Here is a 21,869-nt window from a genome sequence, read left to right on the forward strand (position 1 = left end):
CTGATGGTTCGGTATCCTGATTGAAATGTTTTTTGCGCAACTGGCGATGGTGGCGGCCGGCGCGATTCCCTATCCTGGTCCACCAATGTGAACGCTTTTAAGGAGATCGTCATGGAACGATACAAGTTTATTCCGCTGTTGGGCCGCATCCTGCTGGGCGCGCCTTTTGTCATGAGCGGACTCGGCAAGCTCGGCGCTTATGCGGCAACCGTGGGCTACATCAAGGCCGTTGGCCTTCCTTTGCCGCCGCTTGCTTTTGCATTGTCGGTCGTGGTCGAGCTGGGCGGCGGGTTGTTGCTCATCTCGGGTTACCGCGTGCGTCCCCTGGCGGTCGTGATGGCCCTGTTCTGTCTCGCGACTGCGGTGTTCTTCCACAACAATTTCGCAGACCAGAACCAGATGATTCACTTTCTGAAGAACGTCATGATGGCGGGCGGCCTGCTACAGATCGCTTACTTTGGTGCGGGTGCGTATAGCCTCGACCAGCGCCTGGGCCGTGGCGGCCAGGGGCTGACGTCGGCCAGTGCGACCTGATCTTTCATGACGGGCCGCCCGTGCAGTTCGACGGGCGGCCCGTTCAATTGACATCGGCCTGAAATGCCCTGGCTACACGTCGCGGCGCATCGATTCAACCCTGACGAGATTGTGCACAGACAACGGCCCGCCAGGGATCTGAAAGAGCTCGTCGCCGTCTGCCAGCGAACCCAGGTCAATGCCAAAGAAGTCGATCTGTTCGATCAGCTTTCCGACAGCCGCCTTCGCATTTGCATCATCTCCCGCGAAGAACAGCACGCGTTGTCCGCCCCCGGCTTGCGGGTTGTCGGAGATGAGGTGTGCCGGAAGATGGTTGAACGCCTTCACGACACGGGCGCCAGGGACGAGATCCGTGAATATCTCGCTCGACGTTCGGCCGTGCAATTCGGCAGGCTTGAATAGCGGAGCCTCGATCGGGTTGTTTGCATCGATCACGATGCGACCGTCAAATCCTGGCAATCCGGACAGGGCCGACGGCAGCTTCGACCAGTTCACCGCGACGAGCACGATATCCTGCGCCGCGGCTTGTTCGCGGGTTCCTGGCGTGATCGAGGGGCCGAGTTCGCGGGCGAGATCCACGAGCGAAGCGGGGCCGCGACTGTTCGAGATGATGGCCTTGAGGCCCTTGCGGGCAAGCGCCCGTGCGAACGCAGACCCAATGGCGCCTGCGCCGATGATACCGATGGTGGTCATAAAGATTGTTCCAGATAAAGGCGATGGATCGAATGAAAAGGGCGGCGACTGGGCCGGCGAGCCAGGCATGAAACGTCGGCCACGCAGGTCGCGCCGTGAACAGATGTTGCCGCTTTTATGACTCGACGATTAGCCGGTGATCGTTTGAATGATTTTCAAGTGATGCTTTAAATCTCGAACATGGAAACCCTCGCCAATCTTGAATCGTTCGCCCGCAGTGCCGAGGCGGGTAGCTTCTCGGCCGCGGCGCGGCGACTTGGATTGACACCTGCCGCGGTCAGTCGAAACGTTGCGCTTCTGGAAAGCAACCTGGGCGTACGACTCTTCCTGCGATCCACGCGCAAGCTCACGCTGACCGAGGCAGGGGAGCGCTTCCTGGTGGAGATGGGCGGCAATCTGGAGGCGTTGCAGGCAGCCATTGCATCAGTCTCGCTGGGCCGTGGCGAGCCAGCCGGAGTACTGAAGGTCAGCCTGCCGCCAACGATTGGGACTGCATACGTCTTGCCGCTGTTGCCGGCGTTTCTCGCGAGCAATCCGCTGGTACGTATCGATTGGCATTTTGACAACCGCCAGGTTGACCTGATCGGAGAGGGATATGATGCGGCGCTTGGCGGCGGGTTCGATCTCGCATCGGGTGTCGTGTCGCGCGCGCTGGCGCCTGCGCATCTCGTTGCCGTTGCTTCGCCAGCCTACATGGCTGGCCGTGAGCCGCCGGTAGACCCCGGCCATCTCGCGCGATTCGATGGCATCGTGATGCGTTCGAGCCGTACGGGGCGCGTGCAGCAACGGACGATGCGCAATACAGCGGGCAACGAAATGCTCCCGCACCTTCGCGAGACCATCGTGCTCAATGACCCAGCAGCGATGCGTGAAGCGGCGATGCTCGGATTGGGCGTTGCGTTGCTGGCCTTGTCGGACGTGCGCCCGTCAATCGAGCGCGGCGAACTCACGCGCCTGCTGCCACGCTGGTACGTGGATGCCGGGTCGATTTCGATTTACTACGCAACGCGTGCATTGTTGCCGGCCAAAACACGCGTGTTTATCGACTTCGTTGCTGGGGCGTTTGAGCGTGGGCGGCTCGCGGAAAGATTTGCGGCAAACAGCGAATGAGTTGAGCATCAATTAGAGGTGCGTGCCCGTGCTGCTGGTTCACACGTCCCGCCTGTCGGCGGCATCCTCGGCCAGCACCGAACGCGAGGTATCGCCCAGCAGATATCGGGCACCGCTCCCGCGCCGACGGGCAGCGTCGTCCGGGTTGTAGAGCGAGCAGGCCGTCAGTGACAGGCAGCCACAACCCACACAGGACGCAAGTTGATCGCGCAATGCGATAAGTCCGTCTATGCGCTCCTGAAGCAGAGGTTGCCACGCGCGCGAAAGGCGCTCCCAGTCGCGTTTGGTCGGCGTGCGCTGGCCGGGCAGCGTTTCGAGCACGGATCGGATCTCCGAAAGATTGAGTCCCACCGCTTGCGCCGCACGGATAAACCCGACCCGGCGCAGCGTCTCCCTTCGATACTGCCGTTGACCGCCTGCCGTTCGGGTACTGCTGATCAGCCCTTGCTCTTCATAGAAACGGATCGCACTCGCCGCCACTCCCGAGCGCTTCGCTAGTTCTCCAATGCTAATGGCCGACTCGTTCATGGCACTCCCGTGCGTTTTCGCTTGACCTCAAGTTTACTTGAACTTTCACAATGAGCGCTCCTTCGTTGGATTGCGGACGGCACCATGCCCATTGACTCTGTTCACATCAAACTGCGCGAGCTTCTGGACGCAAACGCACGTTTTGACCTTTCGGCGCGCGGTACGACCAACCATTGTCCGATGGCGCTGGTGGCACTGGCCAGAATGGGGGCTTCGCCAGACCGGTTGCAGGCGTTTTTTGACATGTGGGAACGGAAGTACGCGTTGAGCGCGCCGCCGGTCGCCAGCATCATCGCTCGTCACGAGTGGAGCGGCTACCTGGGCGAACGCGCCGCATTCGGCGCGTTGCGCCTTTGTTTTCTCGACTGGATTGTCGATGCCGGAGCCGTGGCGGTGATAACCGAGGTGCTACGGGAGGTTCCCTTCGCGCCTGCCACGGAGGCATTTCATGCGCTTATCCGGCTCGCTTACGGCATTCAGGCCGGGCATGCTGGCGAGATTGCGTCGGGCCTTGCCTCGCTGGTTTCGTCGCATCTGCCGATTGCCGTCAGCCTGGACGAAAGGCGCACCGCGCAAAGTGCCGGTGCCGGATTCGATCGCGTCTCCAGGGCGGTGAGCGGCCTCACGCTCCCGACTGGGTCGATTGTGGCGCGTTTGCGTGCAGTGGCAACCGATCCGCGCTTTGGCGAAGCCCTGCTTGCGCCTCCTGCCAGCGTGGCTTTGCTGGACGAACTGGCGCGGGCGACCATAGGGGCGTACTGGCGCAAGCCGGATTTCACGCTGCTTCACACGGTAACGGCAACGAGCGCTGCCCGAATCGTCTTTGCCCAGGTTCCCGATAGCCTGATGAAGCCGTTGCTCGCGCAATTGTGGGTTGCGCTATGTGCGGCGGTTGCAACGGTCGGCTGGCCCGATGCTGAAGTAGCAGACGTCCCGGTTCCCACGCTCGACTGGAGCGACGTGTGCCGTATGGCGGTCGCTTCCGACGACGATCACGTGATCAAAATGGCCTACACGTGTCTTTGCGAAAATCGACGCGACCCATCGCCGCTTTACCTGGCGACGGCCGCAAGGCTGGTGTCGTAGTGTACTTGCGTTGAGCGTTCCACTGCGACTGCAAGCGCATATTGTTTCAGCAGGGCCTTCACGCTGTGGAGGGGAGTCTCTCCAGTGCGTCGCCAAGATACTGCGCGAACGCTCGCACGCGTGCACTCATGTCTGCGCGTGACGGATAGACAAGGTAGAGGCCTTGCTGGGTGGCGGCCGGCGCAGGTGAATCGATTTCGACCAGTGTTCCCGCCGCGACCGCGTCCGCGCATAGATGAGCGGGCAGGGTCGCCACACCTGCACCCCGTATCGCCAGTTCCATTAGCAGACCGAAGCTGTTTGCCTTGACGCGCGCGTGGGCGCATTCGGGACGATCGGCAAGCGGGGAGAACGCCAGCGACGAGTGCCGTGCGAATGCGTCGGGCGTCGTCGCATTGTGGTCAGGCGCGTCGTCGTTGCCGCGAGCCCCTTTGCGCTGTGCCAGCCATGTGGGGCTGGCGAACTGCGCCATGCGAAAACCTGCGATGCGTCGCGCAACCGTGTCGTTGCCGCCTGGGTTGCCGCCCCGGATGGCAAGGTCGAACCGTTCGTCGATGAAGTCCACGATGCTGTTGCTGGCGTGCACGTCGATGCGCACGCGCGAATGTGCTTCCATGAAAGCGGCGATGGCGTCGGCGAGCACGCAGTCCGGGAAGTCGAGCGGCACGCTCAGGCGGATCGTGCCGGACAACGTTGCGCTTTCTGCGAGCCCACGATTCTCCGCGTCGCGCAATGTCGCGATGGCGCCGCCTACGCTTGCGTACCAGGCCTCGCCGTCATCGGTCAGTGCGAGTCTGCGCGTCGATCGCCGCAGTAGCCGCACACCGAGCCGCGCTTCCAGGGCGGCCACGCGCGCACTCACCGTCGAGCGCGGCACGCCGAGTTCGCGTGCGGCAGCGGCGAACGAGCCGCAATCCACGACGGCCACGAAGGCCAGAGAGCCGTTGATATCCATTGTCCATCTCGTTGGCGGGAGCCGCCATTCTAGCGGTCTTATCGAAGGTCGCGAGCAGGCGCAGACTGATGCATCCTCAACACACGCGCTCTACCGTTCATGAAAACAAACACTTTTACGCCATCGGACGTGCTTTCATTCGCCAATATGCAGACTCGGGTGATTATGGGCACGACGGACGCCGACGCGCCGTACACTGTCATGGAGATGCGGGTTGGTGCGGGCGGCGGTGCGCCAGCTCATCGCTCGCTGGACGAGGACAAGACCTTTGTCTTGCTCGACGGCGCGCTTGACTTTCGAACCGGCGACGTTGTGCAGCGGGTGTCAGCGGGCGAGGTGGTCACGGTCGCGCGTGGCGACGTCCACGGCTTCACGAATGTCGAGGACGTTGAAGCACGCATGCTGCTGGTCGCCGCGCCCGCGCGCCACGACGCATTCTTTCGCGCGATGGCGGCATTGCCGCTGCCGCACGATATCGAAGCAGTGCGGCGCATCTGCGAGCGGTATCGGCAGGTTATCGTCGGGATGTGAGTGTCGGGTAACGAGGCTTGCTGAATCAGCGAACGGCGGGAAATCGATACGTCACGAAGTGCTCATCTTCTGAAACGACCGACAAGCCGAGCTTTTGATAGAAGCGTATCGCCCCCTTGATTGCACAAGAAACATGACAGGGTTAGCGGTCGGCCAGAATCGGAAAAGCGCGCCATCAGCATATGCATGACGCGTTGACCGATCCCTCGGCCCCGATATTCCGGTTGCAGAAGCAGAAGCGACAAGTGAACGCGTTCGGCTTCGTCCTTGAGTGACAGATATCCTGTCGCTAACGATCCGACGTTTATCGAAATGAAGTCAAGGTATGAGGCATTGAATCTCTCTCGCTGAAAGTCCTCGTCCCATCCGAATGTGGACTCTATATATTGACGAAGAGAAAGCTCGTAAAGGGAAAACAGCGCGTGCTTATCAATAGCGCTATTGGGTATCTGGCTCAAGGTGATAACGTCATCGTCAGACGTAATCGGTTGCTTGATATTCATGATGTCTGGATGCCTGGCTCAACCGGTAAGGTCAATGCGAAACCTGAGAGATTCTGCAAATCCATAGGCAGATGTCTTTCTGAAACGCTCGATCAATACGCCGTTGCATGCCACGATCACGCTCTGCGAGGCGACATTGTCCGGATCGACGGTGAGCTCCACGTATGGCAGGCCTCGTAGCCGTGCTTCGCCCAGCATCATATTGAGCGCCTGTTTCGCATAGCCGCGGCCTCTCTTCCACGGTACGACTGAGAAACCGATATGCCCCAGAACATAGGATGGCAATTCAGCCGTTCCCGCTTGCCAACGAAAGCCGATTGCGCCGCTCATTGCACCGTCCCAGATCCAGCGGACAATGCTGGGGAGTCGCGCGACGGTCGAGCCGTCCGGTAAGGGAATCGGCGCGCCGGATGCAGTCGGGTCGTCCAGTTCCGCAACAAATCGCTCAGCGTCAACGGCTATGGCCTGAAGTTGTTCGCGTGCAGCGATCTCCTTACGGACATTGTCCGGCGACCATCCGGATTCAAGCGCTGAAACATAGCCTGGCAGCAACGCGGTCGCAGGTTTCAACAGTTCAATTGTGCTCATGCTGTTGGGGGCGTGACTCGGAGCATTGATTGTCCACCAATTCAGGAAGTAACGCAGGGCGATTCAAAATTGTCCGGCGGCGTATCACGCAACAGGCCTATCTCCATTCGACGTGACCTTTTTGCCCATCTCAAACGCACGAATCTCGTAGCCCAGTTCCCGATACAAATGGACTGCGCTTTCATTGAATGCCCACACGGTCAACCTGATGTCGTTGGCGCCTTTTTCCCGCGCCCATTCTTCTGCGAGTGTCATCAGCGCACTCCCGACGCCGCGTCCCCGTACCCGTTCCAGCACCGCGATCGAGCCAATGCGCCCGACGATCGACGGCTGCAACAATGGACTGACTGGTTGAACCACTTGAACAGTGATAAAGCCGACCGCAGTCCCACCATGCTCGGCAAGAAACGTAGCCCGATCTTCTCCCTCCACGCTGGAGAGCCAGTGCGGCTTGTCTCGTGCGATCTCCGCTGTGGCGTCAGCGTAGATATCGGGACGTGCCTGGTGGTGGAGTGCATTCAGGATTTGCCCCAGTTCGCAGACAGTCAAAATGTCGTCGATGTTTGCGCGTCGATAGCTGATCGGCTCGGTCATCGTTGGCTCCTGGCAAAGGAAAATGAAAAAGGCGCCATAGGCGCCTTGGTCGTTGCAGAGGGAGGTGAACCGGTGAGGTCGAATTCCCTGCTATGAATATAACGAGCCACGGCGCAGTGATTGGCGGCCGTGATGATGAAATTCGTAGCGGGCGTTCTGGAGTTCCATGCGGTGATGTTGGCACATCAATTTAAATTTGGGAACTGGCGCCGACCGACCCATGCGCCTTGCATTGAATGGCATAAAAAAGGCGGCCACAAGAGCCGCCCTTTATGACCGACGCCTGGGCTACCTGAAGCTCAATGCGGTGCCGACCACCCCTTATAGCTGCCAACGTTGTCGCGGGTGACAAGCTGAGGCGTCATCTGGATCAGCGGATTGGCGGGCTTTTTGCCATTCATGATGTCGTAGCCGACCGAGACCGCCGTTTGCGCCATCTTCCACGGATCCTGGCTCGCCGAAGCCTGCACCAGCGTATCCGTCTTGAGCGCCGACTCGATATCGGGCGCACCGTCCACCGACGTAATCACGATATTGGCGCGATGCAGCTGCTTCGCCGCCAGGTCGCTGCCCACGGCCTGCGGGTCGTTGATGGTGAACACGCCGGCCACTTGCGGGAAGCGCGTGAGATAGCCCTGCATCGCATTCATGCCGCCCTCACGCGAGCCTTTGCCATCCTGGTCGTCGGAGAGCACCTTGATGCCCGGCGATTTCGCCAGCACCTGCTTGCAGCCGTTCACGCGATCGATCACGGCCGACACTTGCGGGCCGTTCTCGATGATGACGTTGCCCTTGCCGTTGATCTTCTTCGCCAGGTATTCGCACGAAATGGCACCGGCCTTGACGTTGTCGGTCTGCACCGTGGCGTCCGCGCCCGCCGCGCTCACGTCCACGGCCACCACCACGATGCCTGCTGCGCGCGCCTTGCGCACGGCCGGTTCGATCGCCTTGGGATCGGACGCGTTCAAGAGAATCATGTCGACGTGCGCCGAAATGAAGTTGTCGATCTGCGTGAACTGCTTGTTCAGGTCGTAATCGGCGGATACAGCCGTCACTTTGGCATTCGGGTTGATCTGCTTGGCCTTGGCTTCGGCACCCTGCACGATGGTCACGAAGTAAGGATTGCCAAGCGAACCCACGGTGATGCCAATGGACTTGAGCTGCTTGTCGGCGGCATGCGCGCCCTGGAGCGCGAATCCCATTGTCAGTGCGGCAGCGGCGAGCAGAGTCTTTTTCTTGAACATGAACATGTCTCCAGAGAGGTCCTGTTGGTGTCGTGCAGGGCGGGCGCAGGAGGACCGCTTGCGCCCGCGGTTTTAATTGCGTACTGAAGCGAATCAGGTGCGAGCCGAACCGCGCTGGCGATAGCGGTCGAGCGCCACGGCGCCGACGATCACAAGGCCCTTGATGATGTATTGCCAGATATCCGATACGCCCAGCAGCACGAGGCCGTTGGTGAGCACAGCGATGATGAGTGCGCCGATCAGCGTACCGACGATCGAACCTACGCCGCCCACGAAACTCGTGCCGCCCAGGATCACCGCCGCGATGGCGTCAAGCTCGTACGACTGGCCCAGTTGCAGGCCGTTGGCCGCGTAGAGGCGCGCCGCCGACATCACCGCGCCGAGCCCCGCGAGCAGGCCCGAGACCGCGTAGACGAACATTTCGATGGCCCAGACCTTGATGCCCGAGAGGCGCGCCGCTTCCGGATTGCCGCCCACCGAATAGATATGCAGGCCCAGCACGGTACGGCGCAGCACGAACCACGAGGCGGCCACCACGACGAGCGCGATGATGACGAGCCAGGGCACGCCGAGCACAGAGCCGTTGCCGATGAAGGCGAACGACAGTTGCGGGTTGAAGATCGTGGTGTCGTGGCCCATCAGGCGCGCGATGCCGCGCACCGCTGTGAGCGAGCCGAGCGTGACGATGAACGGCGGCAGGCGCAACAGCGAAATCAGCGCGCCGTTGATGACGCCGAAGCCCAGGCCCACGCCCAGCGCAGCCGGAATGCCGAGCCAGCCCATGCCCACGATGGTGGAGCCGAGCATCGCGGCCACGGCGGCGGCGGCGAGAATCGAACCCACGGAAAGATCGATGCCGCCCGTGAGAATCACGAAGGTCATGCCCGCGGCCAGCACGATATTGATCGACGCCTGCTGCGTCACGATCGAGAGGTTCTCGAAAGTGAAGAAGCCGTCGTTGAGCAGGCCAAAGCCGATGCACAGCAGCACCAGCACCGGCAACATGCCCGCCGTGCGCATGATGGATTTCATACGTGCGCGATGACCGTCGATGGCCTGGCTGCGCGTCTGCTGCGTACCTTGCGCGGCCGGTGCGGCGTTGGCCGCGCCGCCGTGGCGGGGAAGAATGCTTTTCATGATCTCGTGCTCCTCAATATCTCTTCGACGGATGCGTCTGGTGTGCGTCTTCTGTGCGTTGTCTGTGCGTCGGTAATGCGTGCGTCTCGTTGCCGGATTGCCTGTATCAGGCGGCCTCGTCCAGCGCGCCCTGCGAGCCGGTGGCGAGTTCGATGATGGCTTCCTGGCTGATGGGCTTGCCGGTATAGCCGCCCAGTTCCCCGGCGAACTCGCCTTCGCGCATGACGAGCACGCGGTCAGCCACGCCGATGATTTCGGGCAGCTCGCTCGAAATCACGATGATGCCCACGCCGGTCTTTGCGAGGTCGTTGATGATGCGGTAGATCTCCGACTTCGCGCCGATATCGACGCCCCGGGTCGGCTCATCGAGGATCAGCACGCGCGGCTTCGTTTCCAGCAGGCGCGAGAGCAGCACCTTCTGCTGGTTGCCGCCCGAGAGCGCGCCCACGTTCACGCGCGGGCTGGGCACGCGAATCGACAAGGCGCGAATCGAGTCCTTCGCACGCGCCGACCCGCGAGCGAGGTCGAGCACGCCAAAGCGCGCATCGCGTCCCGCTACGGCGACGTTGATGTTGTCGCGCACGCTCATGTCGAGAAAGAGCCCTTGATGCTTGCGGTCTTCGGTCAGGTAGACGAGGCCCGCTTCGATCGCGTCGCGCGGCGTGTGCACGGCGAGCGTGCGGCCGTCGATGGCGATTTCGCCGCGTGCGCGCGGCTCCGCGCCAAAGATCAGGCGCGCGAGTTCCGTGCGGCCCGCGCCCACCAGGCCCGCGATGCCGAGGACTTCGCCCGCGTGCAGGTCGAGGCTGCAGCCGCGCACGCGCTTGTCGTCGGCGACGTCACGCACGGTGAGCACCACCTTGCCCGGATCGTAAGGCGCGTGGGCCTTTTTGTAGAACCCCGAAATATCGCGGCCCACCATCATGCCGACGAGGCTTTCCGCGCTCAGTTCCTCGCGCATCAGCGTGCCGACATAGCTGCCGTCGCGCAGCACCGACACACGGTCGGACAGCTCGTAAATTTCGGCCATGCGATGGCTGATGTAGATGATCGCAAGACCTTCTTCGCGCAGTTGCAGGATCAGCTTGAACAGGCGCTCCGTTTCGCGCGAGGAGAGCGGCGTGGTCGGCTCGTCCATCACGATGATGCGCGCTTCCGTATGCACGGCGCGAGCGATTTCCACGAGCTGTCTTTCTGCAATCGAGAGCGAGCCCACCAGCGTGGTCGGCCCGAACGTCGCGCCCAGGCGCATGAGCACGTCCGCGCAGCCGCGTTCCATGGCCGCGCGATCGACTACGCCGAAGACGCGGCCGCCTTTACGCAGCTCGCGGCCCGCGTAGATGTTTTCGGCCACGCTCAGGTTGGGCGCGAGGCTCAGTTCCTGATAGATCACGGCCACGCCCAGGTCGCGCGCGGCCAGCGGCCCGTCGATCACCACCGCCTTGCCGTCGAGCAGGATTTCGCCGCCGGGATCGGCCTGATAGGCGCCCGAGAGAATCTTCATGAGCGTGGACTTGCCCGCGCCGTTCTCGCCCATCAGCGAATGGATTTCGCCGGGCCAGACCGACAGGCGCACGTTGTCGAGCGCGCGCACGCCGGGAAAGGTCTTGCTGATGCCCCGCATTTCCAGCAGCGGGGGCGTCGACTCAGAGCGCGACATGGCTCACCTCCTGGGCTTGCGCCTGCAATTGCGTTGGGTTCTGCGACGTTTGCGTCGATGCGGCGGCGCCCATCAAAATGCCCGCGCGCGGCGAAAAATTGAAGAACATCGGCAAGGTGGCTGCGCCAAGCGCGCCCGCATCGGGGCCGAAAGTGCCGCGCACCAGCTCGGGCGTGCCGCGCGCCTCGGGCGCCGTCGCGGCGACGGCCACGCGCAGGCGCTCCATGAGCGTGTCGATGAGGCCCGCGTCGACGTCGGCGTCGAGCACCACGGTGGGCACGTCGAGCACGCACAGCGCCGAGCGCAGCGCGGGCGCGAGCGCATCGATGCAGTCGTCGAGCCACTCTTCGACGGCGGGATGGCCGCTGGCGATATGGCCTTCGATATCGGCGCGGCTTTCGACGCGCGCGCCGCGATATTGGAGGTGGCGGCGCAGCGCGATCAGCGAGGCGCGCGAGAGCAGGATGTCCCACTTGCCGTCGGGCTGGTACGCCGAGGGCAGCGTGCTGGGCGGCACCGGCATGACGGCGAAATCACCCGCGTTGCCCGTCAGGCCCCGCACGCAGTCGCCGTCGACGGCAATGCCGCCGCCGATGGCCGGGCCCAGGAAGAGATACAGGAAATCGTCGCGCTGACGCCCGCAGCCGTAGAAGATCTCGGCGATGGCGGCGGCGTTGCCGTCGTTCTCGCTGAACACGGGCAGGGCGAGCGCACGGCCCAGTTCGCCCGCGAAATCGACTTCGCTCCAGACGCGGAAGGTGTCGGTGGGCAGGCCCAGTTCGCGCAACCAGCTGCCGAGGTTATACGGCTGCGCCACGCCGATGCCGGCCAGGCGCTTGCGTTCGTCCTTGCTCAGCAATCCTGACAGTTCGCCGATGTCGCGCTGGACGATCTGCTGGGCTTCGGCTGGGCTCGGCAGCAGCATGTCGTGCGAGCGGCGCTCGATCATCTGGCCCGCGAAGTTCACGAGCACGGTTTCGATATTCGTCCGGTCGAGCCGCACGCCGATGGCGAACGCACCGCGCGGCGAGAGCCGCAGCAGCGAGGCGGGCTGGCCGCGGCCGCCGTCCAGACGCCGCCCGCTCAGCTCGATCAGTCCGCTCTGGATCAGCGACGTGATGATGCTGCCCACTGCCGTGCTGGTGAGATTCGCAAGGCGGGCGAGATCGGCCTTCGAGGCTTCGCCGGCGCGCCGCAGCGCCTGCAGCAGCAGGCGCTCGTTGAAGCGGCGAACATTGGCCGAATTGCTGCCCTGGCCCACATGCGGACTTCTCACGCGTCTCCTCCGTTTGCGTCGCCCTGGCCGAACGGCCGGTTGCTGTCTTACTGCTGCGTCGGCGACTAAATAAATCAAGTTGATTTATTTAATGACGGAAAGCGTTCCGTGTCAGCCTGGGGAAATCCCGGCGATGATCGGGTTTTCATCTTGCTGGGCGGCGCGCGCGCGTCACGACGCGATGCCGCGCGCTATGCTTACTGCCGCTTTCGTATCCGATACAGGGCGCATTTTCCGGCGCGTCTTTCTATATAGCGAGTTCTCTGGCGGGTTCTCTGGCGGGTTTTCTGGAGTACGCACTACATGGCATATCTGCTGCTCATCAGCGAGCCGCGCGGTCAGCGCGAGTCGCGCACACAAGCCGAAGGCGAGGCGCTCTACGCGCAGATGGTGCAATTCGCCGCCGAACTCGACGCGCGCGGCGTGCTGCTGGAGGTGCAATCGCTGGTCTCCGACGCCGACGCCGCGCGCGTGGAGGTGCGAGAAGGGCGCACGAGCGTGCTCGACGGGCCGTTCTCGGAGGCAAAGGAAATGATAGGCGGCTTTTTCCTGCTCGATTGCGCAACACGCGAAGAGGCGCTGGCATTCGCGCGCGCCTGCCCGGCGGCGCAATGGGCGAGCGTCGAGGTTCGAGAAACCGGGCCCTGCTTTCGTTAAGCCTTCACGCCTGGTGGTTTCCCTAGGAACGAAAAAAATCGTCGAAGCGTGTCGATTTGCGTGAGCGTCGCGCGTCGTATCCATGAGCGCATCGATCGATGCCGCTTTCTATCGGGATGTTCCGCGGATGATTCGCAGATGTTCCGCGGATGATCCGCACAAACCAGGCAAACAGGAGAACGCAATGCGATTCATGATCATGGTGCGCGCCAACGCCCTGAGCGAAGCGGGCGAGCAGCCCGCGGACGAAACGATCTTCGCCGACATGGCGAGCTATCACGAGGAACTGGCGCGCGCGGGCGTGTTGCTCGACGCGTCGGGCCTGCAGCCCAGTTCGAAGGGATTTCGCGTGAGCTACAAGGACGGCAAGCCCACTATCGTCGATGGCCCGTACGCGGAAACCAAGGAACTGATCGCGGGCTATACGTTGATCCAGGTGCGCTCGCGCGATGAAGCGCTCGAATGGGCGCGGCGCTTTCCTGCGCCGTTCGGCAAGCAGATGGACGGCGAAATCGAAGTGCGCCAGCTTTATGAACTCGACGACTTCGAGCACCTGGAAAGCATTGAACGCTTTCGCAAGCTCGAAGCGCAGAGCAAGTTCAAGTAATCATCAGTCATCCGAATCGATATTCAATCAAGGAAACGATCATGCACAAGCACATTTTCGTCAATCTGGGCGTGAATGACCTGAAGCGCTCGATGGATTTTTTCGGCGCGGTCGGATTTCGCTTCGAGCCGAAATTCACCAACGACAAGGCCGCCTGCATGGTGATCGGCGAGAACATCTTTGCGATGCTGCTCACCAAAGATTTCATGCGCACTTTCACCGACAAAACGCTCGTCGATGCGCGCGAGCAGTGTGAAGTGCTGACGTGTCTCTCGTGCGAATCGCGCGATGAAGTGAACGCGCTGGTCGACAAGGCGCTGGCCGCTGGGGGCACCTCGAAGCGCCCGCCGATGGATTGCGGCGAGGCGATGTATGGCCGCAGCTTTGAAGACCCGGACGGCCATATCTGGGAGCTGATGTATATGTCGCCGGAAGCGGTGGAAAAGGGCGCGCACTAAATGACGCAGGGCGCGGCCCACGACGACGCCTTCGCCGCGATCCATCGTTCGATCGAGGCGGTCTGGCGCATCGAACGCGCGCGCGTGATCGCCCATGCCGCGCGCGTGCTGCGCGACGTGGGCCTTGCCGAGGATGCCGCGCAGGATGCGCTGGTCGCCGCGCTCGAAAGCTGGCCTGCGAGCGGCATTCCCGCCAACCCCGGAGCCTGGCTCATGACCGCCGCCAAACATCGCGCGCTCGATCGCTTGCGGCGGGCGGCTGCCCATGCACGTGCGCACGAAGCGATTGGCGCGGATCTCGAAGCGCTGGAGGCGCAGTTCGCGCCTGATATCGCCGATGCGCTCGACGCCGCGCGCGAGGGCGAGATCGGTGACGACCTGCTGCGGCTGATGTTCGTCGCATGCCATCCGGTGCTGCCGCGCGAGCAGCGCGTGGCGCTCACGCTGCGCCTGCTGGGCGGCCTGAGCACGCCCGAAATCGCGCGGGCGTTTCTCGTGCCCGACGCCACCGTCGCGCAGCGTATCGTGCGGGCCAAGCGGGCGCTCGCCGCAGCCAGCGTGCCGTTCGAGGTGCCGGATGCGAAGGCGCGCGCCGAGCGGCTGGCCTCGGTGCTCGAAGTGGTCTATCTGATTTTCAACGAAGGCTATGCGGCGACGTCGGGCAGCGACTGGATGCGCCCGGCGCTCTGCGAAGAGGCGTTGCGCCTGGGCCGCATGCTGGCCGAACTCGCGCCGGGCGAAGCCGAAGTGCACGGACTCGCCGCGCTGATGGAGTTGCAGGCGTCGCGCCTGCCCGCGCGCGTGGATCGTGAAGGCCGTGCCGTGCTGCTGGCCGACCAGGATCGCTCGCGCTGGGACTGGCTGTTGATCCGGCGCGGCTTCGCGGCGCTCGAACGGGCGCAGCAGTGCGCGGCGGCGACGGCGGGCGGGCGCGGGCCATATGCGCTGCAGGCGGCGCTTGCTGCCTGCCACGCCAGCGCGCCAGGCGCGGCGCAGACCGACTGGGCGCGCATTGTCACGCTCTACGACGCGCTGTTGCACATCGATCCGTCGCCCGTCGTGCGCTTGAACCGCGCCGTTGCCGTGGCCATGGCGCAGGGGCCGCAAGCGGCGCTGGCGCTCGTCGACGCGCTGGAGGAGCAAGGCGCGCTGCGCCAGTATCCGTGGCTGCCCGCCGTGCGCGGCGACCTGCTCGCGAAACTCGGCCGCAACGACGAGGCGCGCGTGGCGTTCGAAAGCGCCGCCGCGCTTACGCAGAACGGGCGCGACCGGGAAGTGCTGCTTGCACGTGCGGCGTCGCTTTCGCCATCAAGGCCTACCGTGCGTTAAATCCCCTTAGTTGCCCTGAGCCGTCTGCAAGCGCAGTTGCTCCAGCAACTTCACGGCGGGACTCGGCAGAATCCCCTGGCGTCTGCGGAACGCCGTGAGCGTACGCCGCCCGACCACGCCGGGCAGGTCGAGCGTATCGAACAGACCGGCCTTGCTCTCGGTGACATACATCGTCGAGGCCATCCAGCTCAGGAAGCCGGAGCTGCCGACCAGGCTTTTCAGCACCGTCACCGAACGCGTTTCCACCACCACATTCGGCAGCCCCAGGCCCTGTTCTGCGAACGCCTGCTGCATATGCTCGAACGGCCCGGTGCCGCGCGGCGGTATCGCCCATTGCGCGTCGAGCGTGTCTGCGAGTGTAAGGCCCGGCTTGTTGCGCAGCGGATGGTCGAGCGCGGCCACCACATAGCTCGCGTCTTCCCAGCGGCAATCGGCGATGGCGGTGATCTCGTCGGTGTCGGGCACGGCCATGCTCAGCGCCAGGTCGATCTCGCGTTTCACGAGCGCATCGGCAAGCCGATCCCAGACGCCTTCGATGATTTCCACACGCAGATTTGGCCAGCGCGCCAGCACGCCGCTTACCGCAAGCGGTAAAACCAGGCTTGCTATGCTGCCCACCGCGCCCACGCGGATCGTGCCGCGCGCGAGGCCGCGCATCGCGTCGATTTCCTCGCGGGCCTGTTCGGCTTCGCGTTGCAGCAGGATGGCGTGCGGCAACAGCGCCTCACCCACGGCGGTCAGGTGCATGCCGCGCGAATGACGCTCGAAAAGCGGCGCGCCCACTTGCTCCTCCAGGCGGCGCACGGCGCGGCTCAGCGCGGGCTGGGTGATATGGAGCGTGTCCGCCGCGCGCCCGAGGCTGCCGCACGCGACGATGGTCGCAAAGGCCTGAAGTTGCTGAAGGTTGTAAGTCATGCGCAAAGGTAATGGCTTTTGCCGGAATCAGCAATTTCCGGTTACCCTGGTGACGCCGATAATCGCTCATCGATTCAACGCGCCGAACAGACGTCAAACCGGCAGACATCAGACAGGAGACCGCGCAATGACAGGCAGCGCGCCGCAGCAACAGGCTCAAACGCATCAATCGCATCAACCCGCAGACAAGACCCATTTCACCGTGCGTGACGCGGTCATCGACTTCGCACGCCGTGTCGGCATGACGTCGATCTTCGCGAATCCCGGCTCGACCGAGCTGCCGATGTTCCGCGATTTCCCCGCCGATTTCCGCTACGTGCTGGGCCTGCAAGAGGCCGTGGTCGTGGGCATGGCGGACGGTTACGCGCAGACGACGAACAACGCGGCGCTCGTGAACCTGCATTCGGCGGCGGGTGTGGGCAATGCGATGGGCAATATCTTCACGGCGTTTCGCAACCGTACGCCGCTCGTCATCACGGCGGGCCAGCAGGCGCGTTCGATCCTGCCGTTCGATCCGTTCCTTGCCGCGACCCAGGCGACTGAACTGCCCAAACCCTACGTGAAATGGAGCATCGAACCGGCGCGCGCGCAGGACGTGCCGCTCGCCATTGCGCGCGCCTATGCGATCGCCATGCAGGAGCCGCGCGGGCCGGTATTCGTGTCGATTCCCGTCGACGACTGGGATCAGCCCGGCGAGCCGGTGGCCGCGCGCGAACTCGCCCACACGACGCGGCCCGAGCCGCAGATGCTCGCGCGCATCGGTGCGTTGCTCGATGGCTGCAAGCGGCCGGCGTTCGTGGTGGGCGGTGCGGTCGACCGGGCGGGTGCGGCTGAAGAGGTCGTCGCGCTGGCAGAGCGACATCGCGCCCGCGTCTACGTCGCGCCGATGACGGGCCGTTGCAGTTTCCCCGAAACGCATCGCCTGTTCGCGGGTTTCCTGCCCGCGATGCGTGAGCGCATTGTCGACCTGCTGGCCGGTCACGATGTGATCTTCGCGCTGGGCGCACCGGCCTTTACCTATCACGTCGAAGGTCAGGGGCCGCACGTGCCGCCCGGTGCGCAGCTATGCCAGTTGATCGACGATCCCAACGTGGGCGCGTGGACGCCTGAGGGCTTTGTCGTCACAGGCAACGTGCGTCTGGGCGTGCAGGATCTGCTCGCACGTCCCGCGCCGCCCGAACGCGCGCTGCCTGCGCCGCGCCCGCAGCCGCCGCGCGCCGAGGCCCCGAAGCAGGCTGGCGAACGCATGTCGGTGGCGTTCGCGTTGCAGACGCTCGCCGAAGTGCGCGATCCCTACGCACTCGTCGTGGAGGAGGCGCCCAGCTCGCGCCCCGTCATGCAGGCCTGGCTGCCGATGGCGCGTCCCGGCAGTTTCCTCACGATGGACAGCGGCGGCCTCGGTTATGGCATGCCCGCAGCCGTTGGCGCGGCGCTCGCACGTCAGGGCGAGCGCGTGATTGCATTGATCGGCGACGGCTCCAGCATGTATTCGATCCAGGCGATCTGGAGCGCAGTGCAGTGGCAACTGCCAATTACATTCGTGATCCTGAATAACTCGCGCTACGCCGCATTGCAGGACTTCGCGCCCGTATTCGGCTTTGCGAAGGAAGATCCGGTGCAGGGCACCGACCTGCCGGGGCTCGATTTCGTGACGCTCGCGGCGGGCATGGGCTGCGCGGGCGTACGCGTGAGCGAAGCTGCCCAGCTTGCCGATGCGTTGCGCGAGGCCCTGGCCGCGCAAGGGCCGGCGCTAGTGGAAATCGTCGTCGCCTGACGACGCGGCATGTCAACGCGATAGAAACGTGAAAAGGAGACGGCAATGCATGAAGCGATGGAGATAGCGATTCTCGGCGCGGGGGCGATGGGGTCGCTGTTCGGCGGGTTGCTGGCGGAGGCGGGGCACGACGTCACGCTGCTCGATATCGACGACGCGCATCTGGACGCGATCCGCCGCGACGGTCTGCGCCTTGCCACCGACACGGGCGAGCGCCTTGTCACGAAGCTGCATGTGTCGCGTCCCGAAGCGGCGCAGCGCGCGCCCGAACTGCTGATCGTCTTCACCAAGACGATGCACACCGAAGCGGCGCTCGACGCGGCGCGCGCGCTGATCGGCCCGCATACGTCGGTGCTTTCGCTGCAAAACGGCCTGGGCAATGTCGAGCGCCTTGCGCGCAGCGTACCGCGCGAACGCATCATGGTCGGCATCACGACGTGGCCCGCCGACAAACCGGCAGCAGGCCGCGTGAGCTCGCATGGCAGCGGCGTGACGCGCCTGATGAGCGCCGACGGCGAGATGCGTGCCAGCGTCGCGCGCGCGGTGGCCGCGCTCGATTCGGCGGGCCTCGCGTGCAGCGCCGAGCGCGACGTGTGGGTCACGATCTGGGAGAAGGTCGCGTTCAATGCGGCGCTCAACAGCCTCTGCGCGATCACGCAATGCACCGTGGGCGAGCTGTCGAATGTGCCCGACGGCCCGGCGCTCGCGCTGAAGATCGTCGCCGAAGTGGCGGCGGTTGCGCGCGCGAGCGGCGTGGCCGTGGACGAAGCGCACATGGTCGAGAACGTGCGCCATGCGCTCGCGAACCATCGCTCGCATCGGCCTTCGATGTTGCAGGACGTGCTGGCCGGCCGCAGGACGGAAATCGAGGCGATCAACGGCGCCGTCGTCGAAGCCGCGCGCGCGGTGCCCATGGCCGTGCCCTGCACGCAAACGCTGCTGCAACTTGTGCGCCTCGTGGACGCCAGCGCAGCGCGATAAAGCGCTTGCGCACACAACAAAAAAACGATGGAGACAATTCGATGAACTATTCCCCTACGGCTCCTGCCGCTGCTGCCGACCCTGCATCCGTCGATGCGGACAGTGCCGCGCTCGCTGGCATTGCAAACGGCGGCGCGACCGTCGATATCGGCCAGGCGCTCGACGATGGCCCCTTCACGCTGCTGCAGAAGTGCGTGGTGGTGCTCGCGGCGCTGTCGATCGTCGTCGATGGATTCGATAGCCAGTTGATCGGCTTTGCCATTCCCATGCTCATCAAGGAATGGGGCATTACGCGCAACGCGTTTGCGCCCGTGGTGGCGGCGGGGCTGATCGGCATGGGCATTGGCAGCGCGTGCGCGGGGCTGTTCGCGGATCGCTTCGGGCGGCGCTGGGCCGTGATCGGCAGCGTGCTGGTGTTCGGCGCGGCGACGTGCTCGATTGGCCTTGCGCCCAATGTCGCGGTGATCGCGGCGCTGCGCTTCGTGGCGGGGCTGGGCATCGGCGGCGCACTGCCGAGTTCGACGACCATGACCGCCGAATACACGCCCGCGCGCATGCGCACGTTCGCGGTCACGGCCACGATTGTCTGCGTGCCGCTGGGCGGCATGCTGGCGGGCCTGTTCGCGGCCCAGGTGCTCCCGGTGTATGGCTGGCGCGGCCTGTTCGTCGCGGGTGGCGTGCTGCCGCTCGTGCTGGCCGTCGCGCTGCTCGCGTGCCTGCCCGAGTCGCCGCGTTTTCTCGCGCGCCGCACGCAGCGCTGGCCGGAACTCGCGCGCCTGCTTGGCCGCATGTCGCGCGAGGTTGCGCCCGATGCCGCCTTCACCGACCTGCGCGAACAGCGCGCGGAAAAGCACGTTGGCTTTACGGCGCTCTTTCGCGATGGCCGCGCGCGCGACAGCGCCGCGATCTGGGCAGCGCTGACGGCCGAAGGGCTGTCCGTCTCGCTCGCGGGCTATGGCTTGAGCGCCTATAACCTGGGCGGCGTGATCGGCGCGCTGGGTTGCGCGCTGGCGATTGCGCGCTGGGGTTCGCGTGGGCCGATGCTGCTGTGCTGCGTGGGCGGGGCCGCGAGCGCGTGGCTGATCCTCGGCGTGGGCGCGACGCAGCATACGGGCTGGCTGATCGCCGGACTGGGGCTGCATGGGCTGTTCGTGAACGCGGTGCAGTCGACGCTCTACGCGCTGTGCGCCTATGTCTATCCGACCAGCGTGCGGGCGACGGGGACGGCTTCGGCGCTGGCGTTCGGGCGGATCGGCGCGATTCTTAGCGCGTTCGCTGGCGCGGCGGTCATCACGGCAGGCGGTGCATTCGCCTACCTGCTCATGCTGGGCGCGGCAATGGCCGCGGTGCTGGTCGCACTCGCCGTGGTGCGGCGGCATATTCCCGCCGATCAAGCGCGCTGATCGCGTGACTTAAGTCCGTCTTGCCTGCCGCGCGTTGCGCGTTGCCACAAGGGCGCGCGGCTCCTCTCTTTCTTTGATCAAGAATTCGCGACTGCGGGCGAAGGGATTCGCTCGCAATTGATCAGGATGCCAAAACATAAAACTTCATTGGAGACAGGAATCGTCATGAAACACAGGATCGCAGCAGGGGTGGCGCTGATGGCTGCCAGCGCGGCGGCATGCGCGCAAAGCAGCGTCACGCTGTATGGCATTGTCGATACAGGCGTCGAATATGTCTCGCATGCCAACGCGGCAGGCGACGGCGTGGTGCGCATGCCCGGCATCACGGGCGAAGTGCCGTCGCGCTGGGGCGTGCGTGGGCGCGAGGACTTGGGCGGCGGCTGGCGGGCCATCTTTGCACTGGAAAGCGGCTTCAATATGCGCAGCGGCACGCTCAACCAGGGCGGCCGCCTGTTCGGGCGCCAGGCGTGGGTGGGTCTCGACTCGCCGTATGGCGCGCTTACGTTCGGCCGCCAGTACACGATGACCTTCTGGGCCATCGCCGACGCCGACCTGCTCGGCCCCGACATCTACGGCGGCACTGCCTCCTTCGACCAGTATCTGCCGAGTTCGCGCAGCGACAACACCATCGCCTATAAAGGCAGCTATGCCGGCTTCACGCTGGGCGCGACCTGGTCGTTCGGGCGCGATTCGGCGGGCACTGGCAACTCGCCGGGGCAGGGCACGTGCGTGGGGCCGGTGCCGGGCAGCGCGCAGACCTGCCGCGAGTGGTCTGCGATGCTGCGTTACGACCGCAACGGTTACGGCGTGGCGGCCGCATACGACCAGCAGCGCGGCGGCGCGGGCGCTGCGGCGAACCTCTACGACGGCACGCCCACCTTCGCCTTCACGAATCCCGGCGACACCGACGTGCGCATGCAACTGAACGGCTATGGGCATATCGGCACGTTGCGTCTGGGCGGCGGCTGGCTCGGGCGGCGCGTCGACACGGTGTCGCCCGCGACGCCCAACGTGCACTCGGATCAGTTCTATCTCACCGCGTCGTATTCGCTCACACCGGCGTTTATCGTCGATGGCGGCGTCTATCACATCGTCAACGCTCACGACGATGCGCGCGGCACCATCGCCGCGTTACGCACGACTTATCTGCTTTCCAAGCGCAGCGCGGTGTATCTGCAGGGTGCGTATCTGTGGAACAGCGCGAAGGCCGCCTATACCGTGAGCCAGGGCGGCGGCGGCACGACGCCCGCGCCGGGCATGGGACAACTGGGCGTCATGGCCGGTATCCGGCATAGCTTCTGACGCA

The 21,869-nt window shown here is 64.3% G+C and carries 23 protein-coding genes; 12 read left to right on the forward strand and 11 right to left on the reverse strand.

What is annotated here, in order from left to right; genetic code table 11:
• Window positions 1–111: 111 nt before the first annotated feature.
• Window positions 112–534 (forward strand): DoxX family protein, encoded by a 423-nt coding sequence (locus BBA01S_RS23760; RefSeq protein ID WP_027818644.1) that lies wholly within the window; start codon window positions 112–114, stop codon window positions 532–534.
• Window positions 535–606: 72 nt separating this feature from the next.
• Here BBA01S_RS23760 and BBA01S_RS23765 read toward each other — a convergent pair whose 3' ends face one another.
• On the reverse strand, window positions 607–1,227 hold the full coding sequence (locus tag BBA01S_RS23765; RefSeq protein WP_027818645.1) for an NADPH-dependent F420 reductase: 621 nt from the start codon (window positions 1,225–1,227) through the stop codon (window positions 607–609).
• 180 nt (window positions 1,228–1,407) lie between these two features.
• Here BBA01S_RS23765 and BBA01S_RS23770 point away from each other — a divergent pair, with 180 nt between their 5' ends.
• Window positions 1,408–2,337 carry a LysR family transcriptional regulator gene (locus BBA01S_RS23770; RefSeq protein ID WP_027818646.1) on the forward strand — a complete coding sequence of 310 codons (930 nt, stop codon included), beginning with the start codon at window positions 1,408–1,410 and terminating at the stop codon, window positions 2,335–2,337.
• A gap of 39 nt (window positions 2,338–2,376) precedes the next feature.
• On the opposite strand, the gene soxR is transcribed toward BBA01S_RS23770, so the two are convergent.
• Window positions 2,377–2,865: a redox-sensitive transcriptional activator SoxR gene (gene soxR, locus BBA01S_RS23775; protein WP_027818647.1), complete on the reverse strand. Its 489-nt coding sequence runs from the start codon at window positions 2,863–2,865 to the stop codon at window positions 2,377–2,379.
• 84 nt (window positions 2,866–2,949) lie between these two features.
• On the opposite strand from soxR, the gene BBA01S_RS42375 reads away from it, so the two are divergent.
• Complete coding sequence (locus BBA01S_RS42375; protein WP_042297766.1) at window positions 2,950–3,951, forward strand: questin oxidase family protein; 1,002 nt, start codon at window positions 2,950–2,952, stop codon at window positions 3,949–3,951.
• A gap of 58 nt (window positions 3,952–4,009) precedes the next feature.
• Here the strand turns inward: BBA01S_RS42375 and BBA01S_RS42380 are convergent, their stop codons facing one another.
• Entirely contained in the window at window positions 4,010–4,906 is an 897-nt protein-coding gene (locus BBA01S_RS42380; protein ID WP_042297767.1) for a LysR family transcriptional regulator, read from the reverse strand.
• Between the two features lie 129 nt (window positions 4,907–5,035).
• On the opposite strand from BBA01S_RS42380, the gene BBA01S_RS23790 reads away from it, so the two are divergent.
• The gene (locus BBA01S_RS23790) at window positions 5,036–5,437 is read left to right on the forward strand and encodes a cupin domain-containing protein (protein WP_167336038.1); all 402 of its coding nucleotides are present in this window, start codon (window positions 5,036–5,038) and stop codon (window positions 5,435–5,437) included.
• Window positions 5,438–5,499: 62 nt separating this feature from the next.
• Here BBA01S_RS23790 and BBA01S_RS42385 read toward each other — a convergent pair whose 3' ends face one another.
• The 7 genes from BBA01S_RS42385 to BBA01S_RS23825 all read right to left on the reverse strand — a co-directional run bounded on the left by BBA01S_RS42385 (window position 5,500) and on the right by BBA01S_RS23825 (window position 12,439).
• On the reverse strand, window positions 5,500–5,940 hold the full coding sequence (locus BBA01S_RS42385; RefSeq protein WP_052391852.1) for a GNAT family N-acetyltransferase: 441 nt from the start codon (window positions 5,938–5,940) through the stop codon (window positions 5,500–5,502).
• 18 nt (window positions 5,941–5,958) lie between these two features.
• Window positions 5,959–6,528 carry a GNAT family N-acetyltransferase gene (locus tag BBA01S_RS23800; RefSeq protein WP_042297768.1) on the reverse strand — a complete coding sequence of 190 codons (570 nt, stop codon included), beginning with the start codon at window positions 6,526–6,528 and terminating at the stop codon, window positions 5,959–5,961.
• A gap of 84 nt (window positions 6,529–6,612) precedes the next feature.
• Window positions 6,613–7,122 carry a GNAT family N-acetyltransferase gene (locus tag BBA01S_RS23805; protein WP_027818651.1) on the reverse strand — a complete coding sequence of 170 codons (510 nt, stop codon included), beginning with the start codon at window positions 7,120–7,122 and terminating at the stop codon, window positions 6,613–6,615.
• 299 nt (window positions 7,123–7,421) lie between these two features.
• Window positions 7,422–8,366: an ABC transporter substrate-binding protein gene (locus tag BBA01S_RS23810; RefSeq protein ID WP_027818652.1), complete on the reverse strand. Its 945-nt coding sequence runs from the start codon at window positions 8,364–8,366 to the stop codon at window positions 7,422–7,424.
• 93 nt (window positions 8,367–8,459) lie between these two features.
• A complete protein-coding gene (locus BBA01S_RS23815; RefSeq protein WP_042297769.1) occupies window positions 8,460–9,503 on the reverse strand; it encodes an ABC transporter permease subunit in 1,044 nt (347 codons plus the stop codon).
• A gap of 106 nt (window positions 9,504–9,609) precedes the next feature.
• Complete coding sequence (locus BBA01S_RS23820; RefSeq protein WP_027818654.1) at window positions 9,610–11,163, reverse strand: sugar ABC transporter ATP-binding protein; 1,554 nt, start codon at window positions 11,161–11,163, stop codon at window positions 9,610–9,612.
• Window positions 11,150–12,439, reverse strand: a complete 1,290-nt coding sequence (locus BBA01S_RS23825; protein ID WP_027818655.1) for an ROK family transcriptional regulator — start codon at window positions 12,437–12,439, stop codon at window positions 11,150–11,152. Before BBA01S_RS23825 ends, BBA01S_RS23820 begins: the two co-directional genes overlap by 14 nt.
• 303 nt (window positions 12,440–12,742) lie before the next feature.
• Here BBA01S_RS23825 and BBA01S_RS23830 point away from each other — a divergent pair, with 303 nt between their 5' ends.
• The 4 genes from BBA01S_RS23830 to BBA01S_RS23845 all read left to right on the forward strand — a co-directional run bounded on the left by BBA01S_RS23830 (window position 12,743) and on the right by BBA01S_RS23845 (window position 15,490).
• Complete coding sequence (locus tag BBA01S_RS23830; protein WP_027818656.1) at window positions 12,743–13,096, forward strand: YciI family protein; 354 nt, start codon at window positions 12,743–12,745, stop codon at window positions 13,094–13,096.
• Window positions 13,097–13,280: 184 nt separating this feature from the next.
• Window positions 13,281–13,703 carry a YciI family protein gene (locus BBA01S_RS23835; protein WP_027818657.1) on the forward strand — a complete coding sequence of 141 codons (423 nt, stop codon included), beginning with the start codon at window positions 13,281–13,283 and terminating at the stop codon, window positions 13,701–13,703.
• Between the two features lie 41 nt (window positions 13,704–13,744).
• Window positions 13,745–14,161 carry a VOC family protein gene (locus BBA01S_RS23840; RefSeq protein WP_027818658.1) on the forward strand — a complete coding sequence of 139 codons (417 nt, stop codon included), beginning with the start codon at window positions 13,745–13,747 and terminating at the stop codon, window positions 14,159–14,161.
• Window positions 14,162–15,490 carry an RNA polymerase sigma factor gene (locus BBA01S_RS23845; RefSeq protein ID WP_042297770.1) on the forward strand — a complete coding sequence of 443 codons (1,329 nt, stop codon included), beginning with the start codon at window positions 14,162–14,164 and terminating at the stop codon, window positions 15,488–15,490. It begins immediately after the preceding gene.
• A gap of 6 nt (window positions 15,491–15,496) precedes the next feature.
• Here the strand turns inward: BBA01S_RS23845 and BBA01S_RS23850 are convergent, their stop codons facing one another.
• The gene (locus BBA01S_RS23850; RefSeq protein WP_027818660.1) at window positions 15,497–16,405 is read right to left on the reverse strand and encodes a LysR family transcriptional regulator; all 909 of its coding nucleotides are present in this window, start codon (window positions 16,403–16,405) and stop codon (window positions 15,497–15,499) included.
• A gap of 127 nt (window positions 16,406–16,532) precedes the next feature.
• On the opposite strand from BBA01S_RS23850, the gene mdlC reads away from it, so the two are divergent.
• From mdlC to BBA01S_RS23870, 4 genes are all read left to right on the forward strand, one after another.
• Complete coding sequence (gene mdlC, locus BBA01S_RS23855) at window positions 16,533–18,179, forward strand: benzoylformate decarboxylase (RefSeq protein WP_027818661.1); 1,647 nt, start codon at window positions 16,533–16,535, stop codon at window positions 18,177–18,179.
• A gap of 57 nt (window positions 18,180–18,236) precedes the next feature.
• On the forward strand, window positions 18,237–19,160 hold the full coding sequence (locus tag BBA01S_RS23860) for a ketopantoate reductase family protein (RefSeq protein ID WP_027818662.1): 924 nt from the start codon (window positions 18,237–18,239) through the stop codon (window positions 19,158–19,160).
• A 41-nt stretch (window positions 19,161–19,201) separates the two neighbouring features.
• Window positions 19,202–20,563 (forward strand): MFS transporter, encoded by a 1,362-nt coding sequence (locus BBA01S_RS23865; protein ID WP_027818663.1) that lies wholly within the window; start codon window positions 19,202–19,204, stop codon window positions 20,561–20,563.
• 165 nt (window positions 20,564–20,728) lie between these two features.
• Window positions 20,729–21,865: a porin gene (locus BBA01S_RS23870; protein WP_027818664.1), complete on the forward strand. Its 1,137-nt coding sequence runs from the start codon at window positions 20,729–20,731 to the stop codon at window positions 21,863–21,865.
• The last annotated feature ends 4 nt before the right edge of the window (window positions 21,866–21,869 follow it).

Origin of the sequence: Paraburkholderia bannensis NBRC 103871, assembly GCF_000685015.1 — a bacterium.
Lineage (GTDB): Bacteria > Pseudomonadota > Gammaproteobacteria > Burkholderiales > Burkholderiaceae > Paraburkholderia > Paraburkholderia bannensis.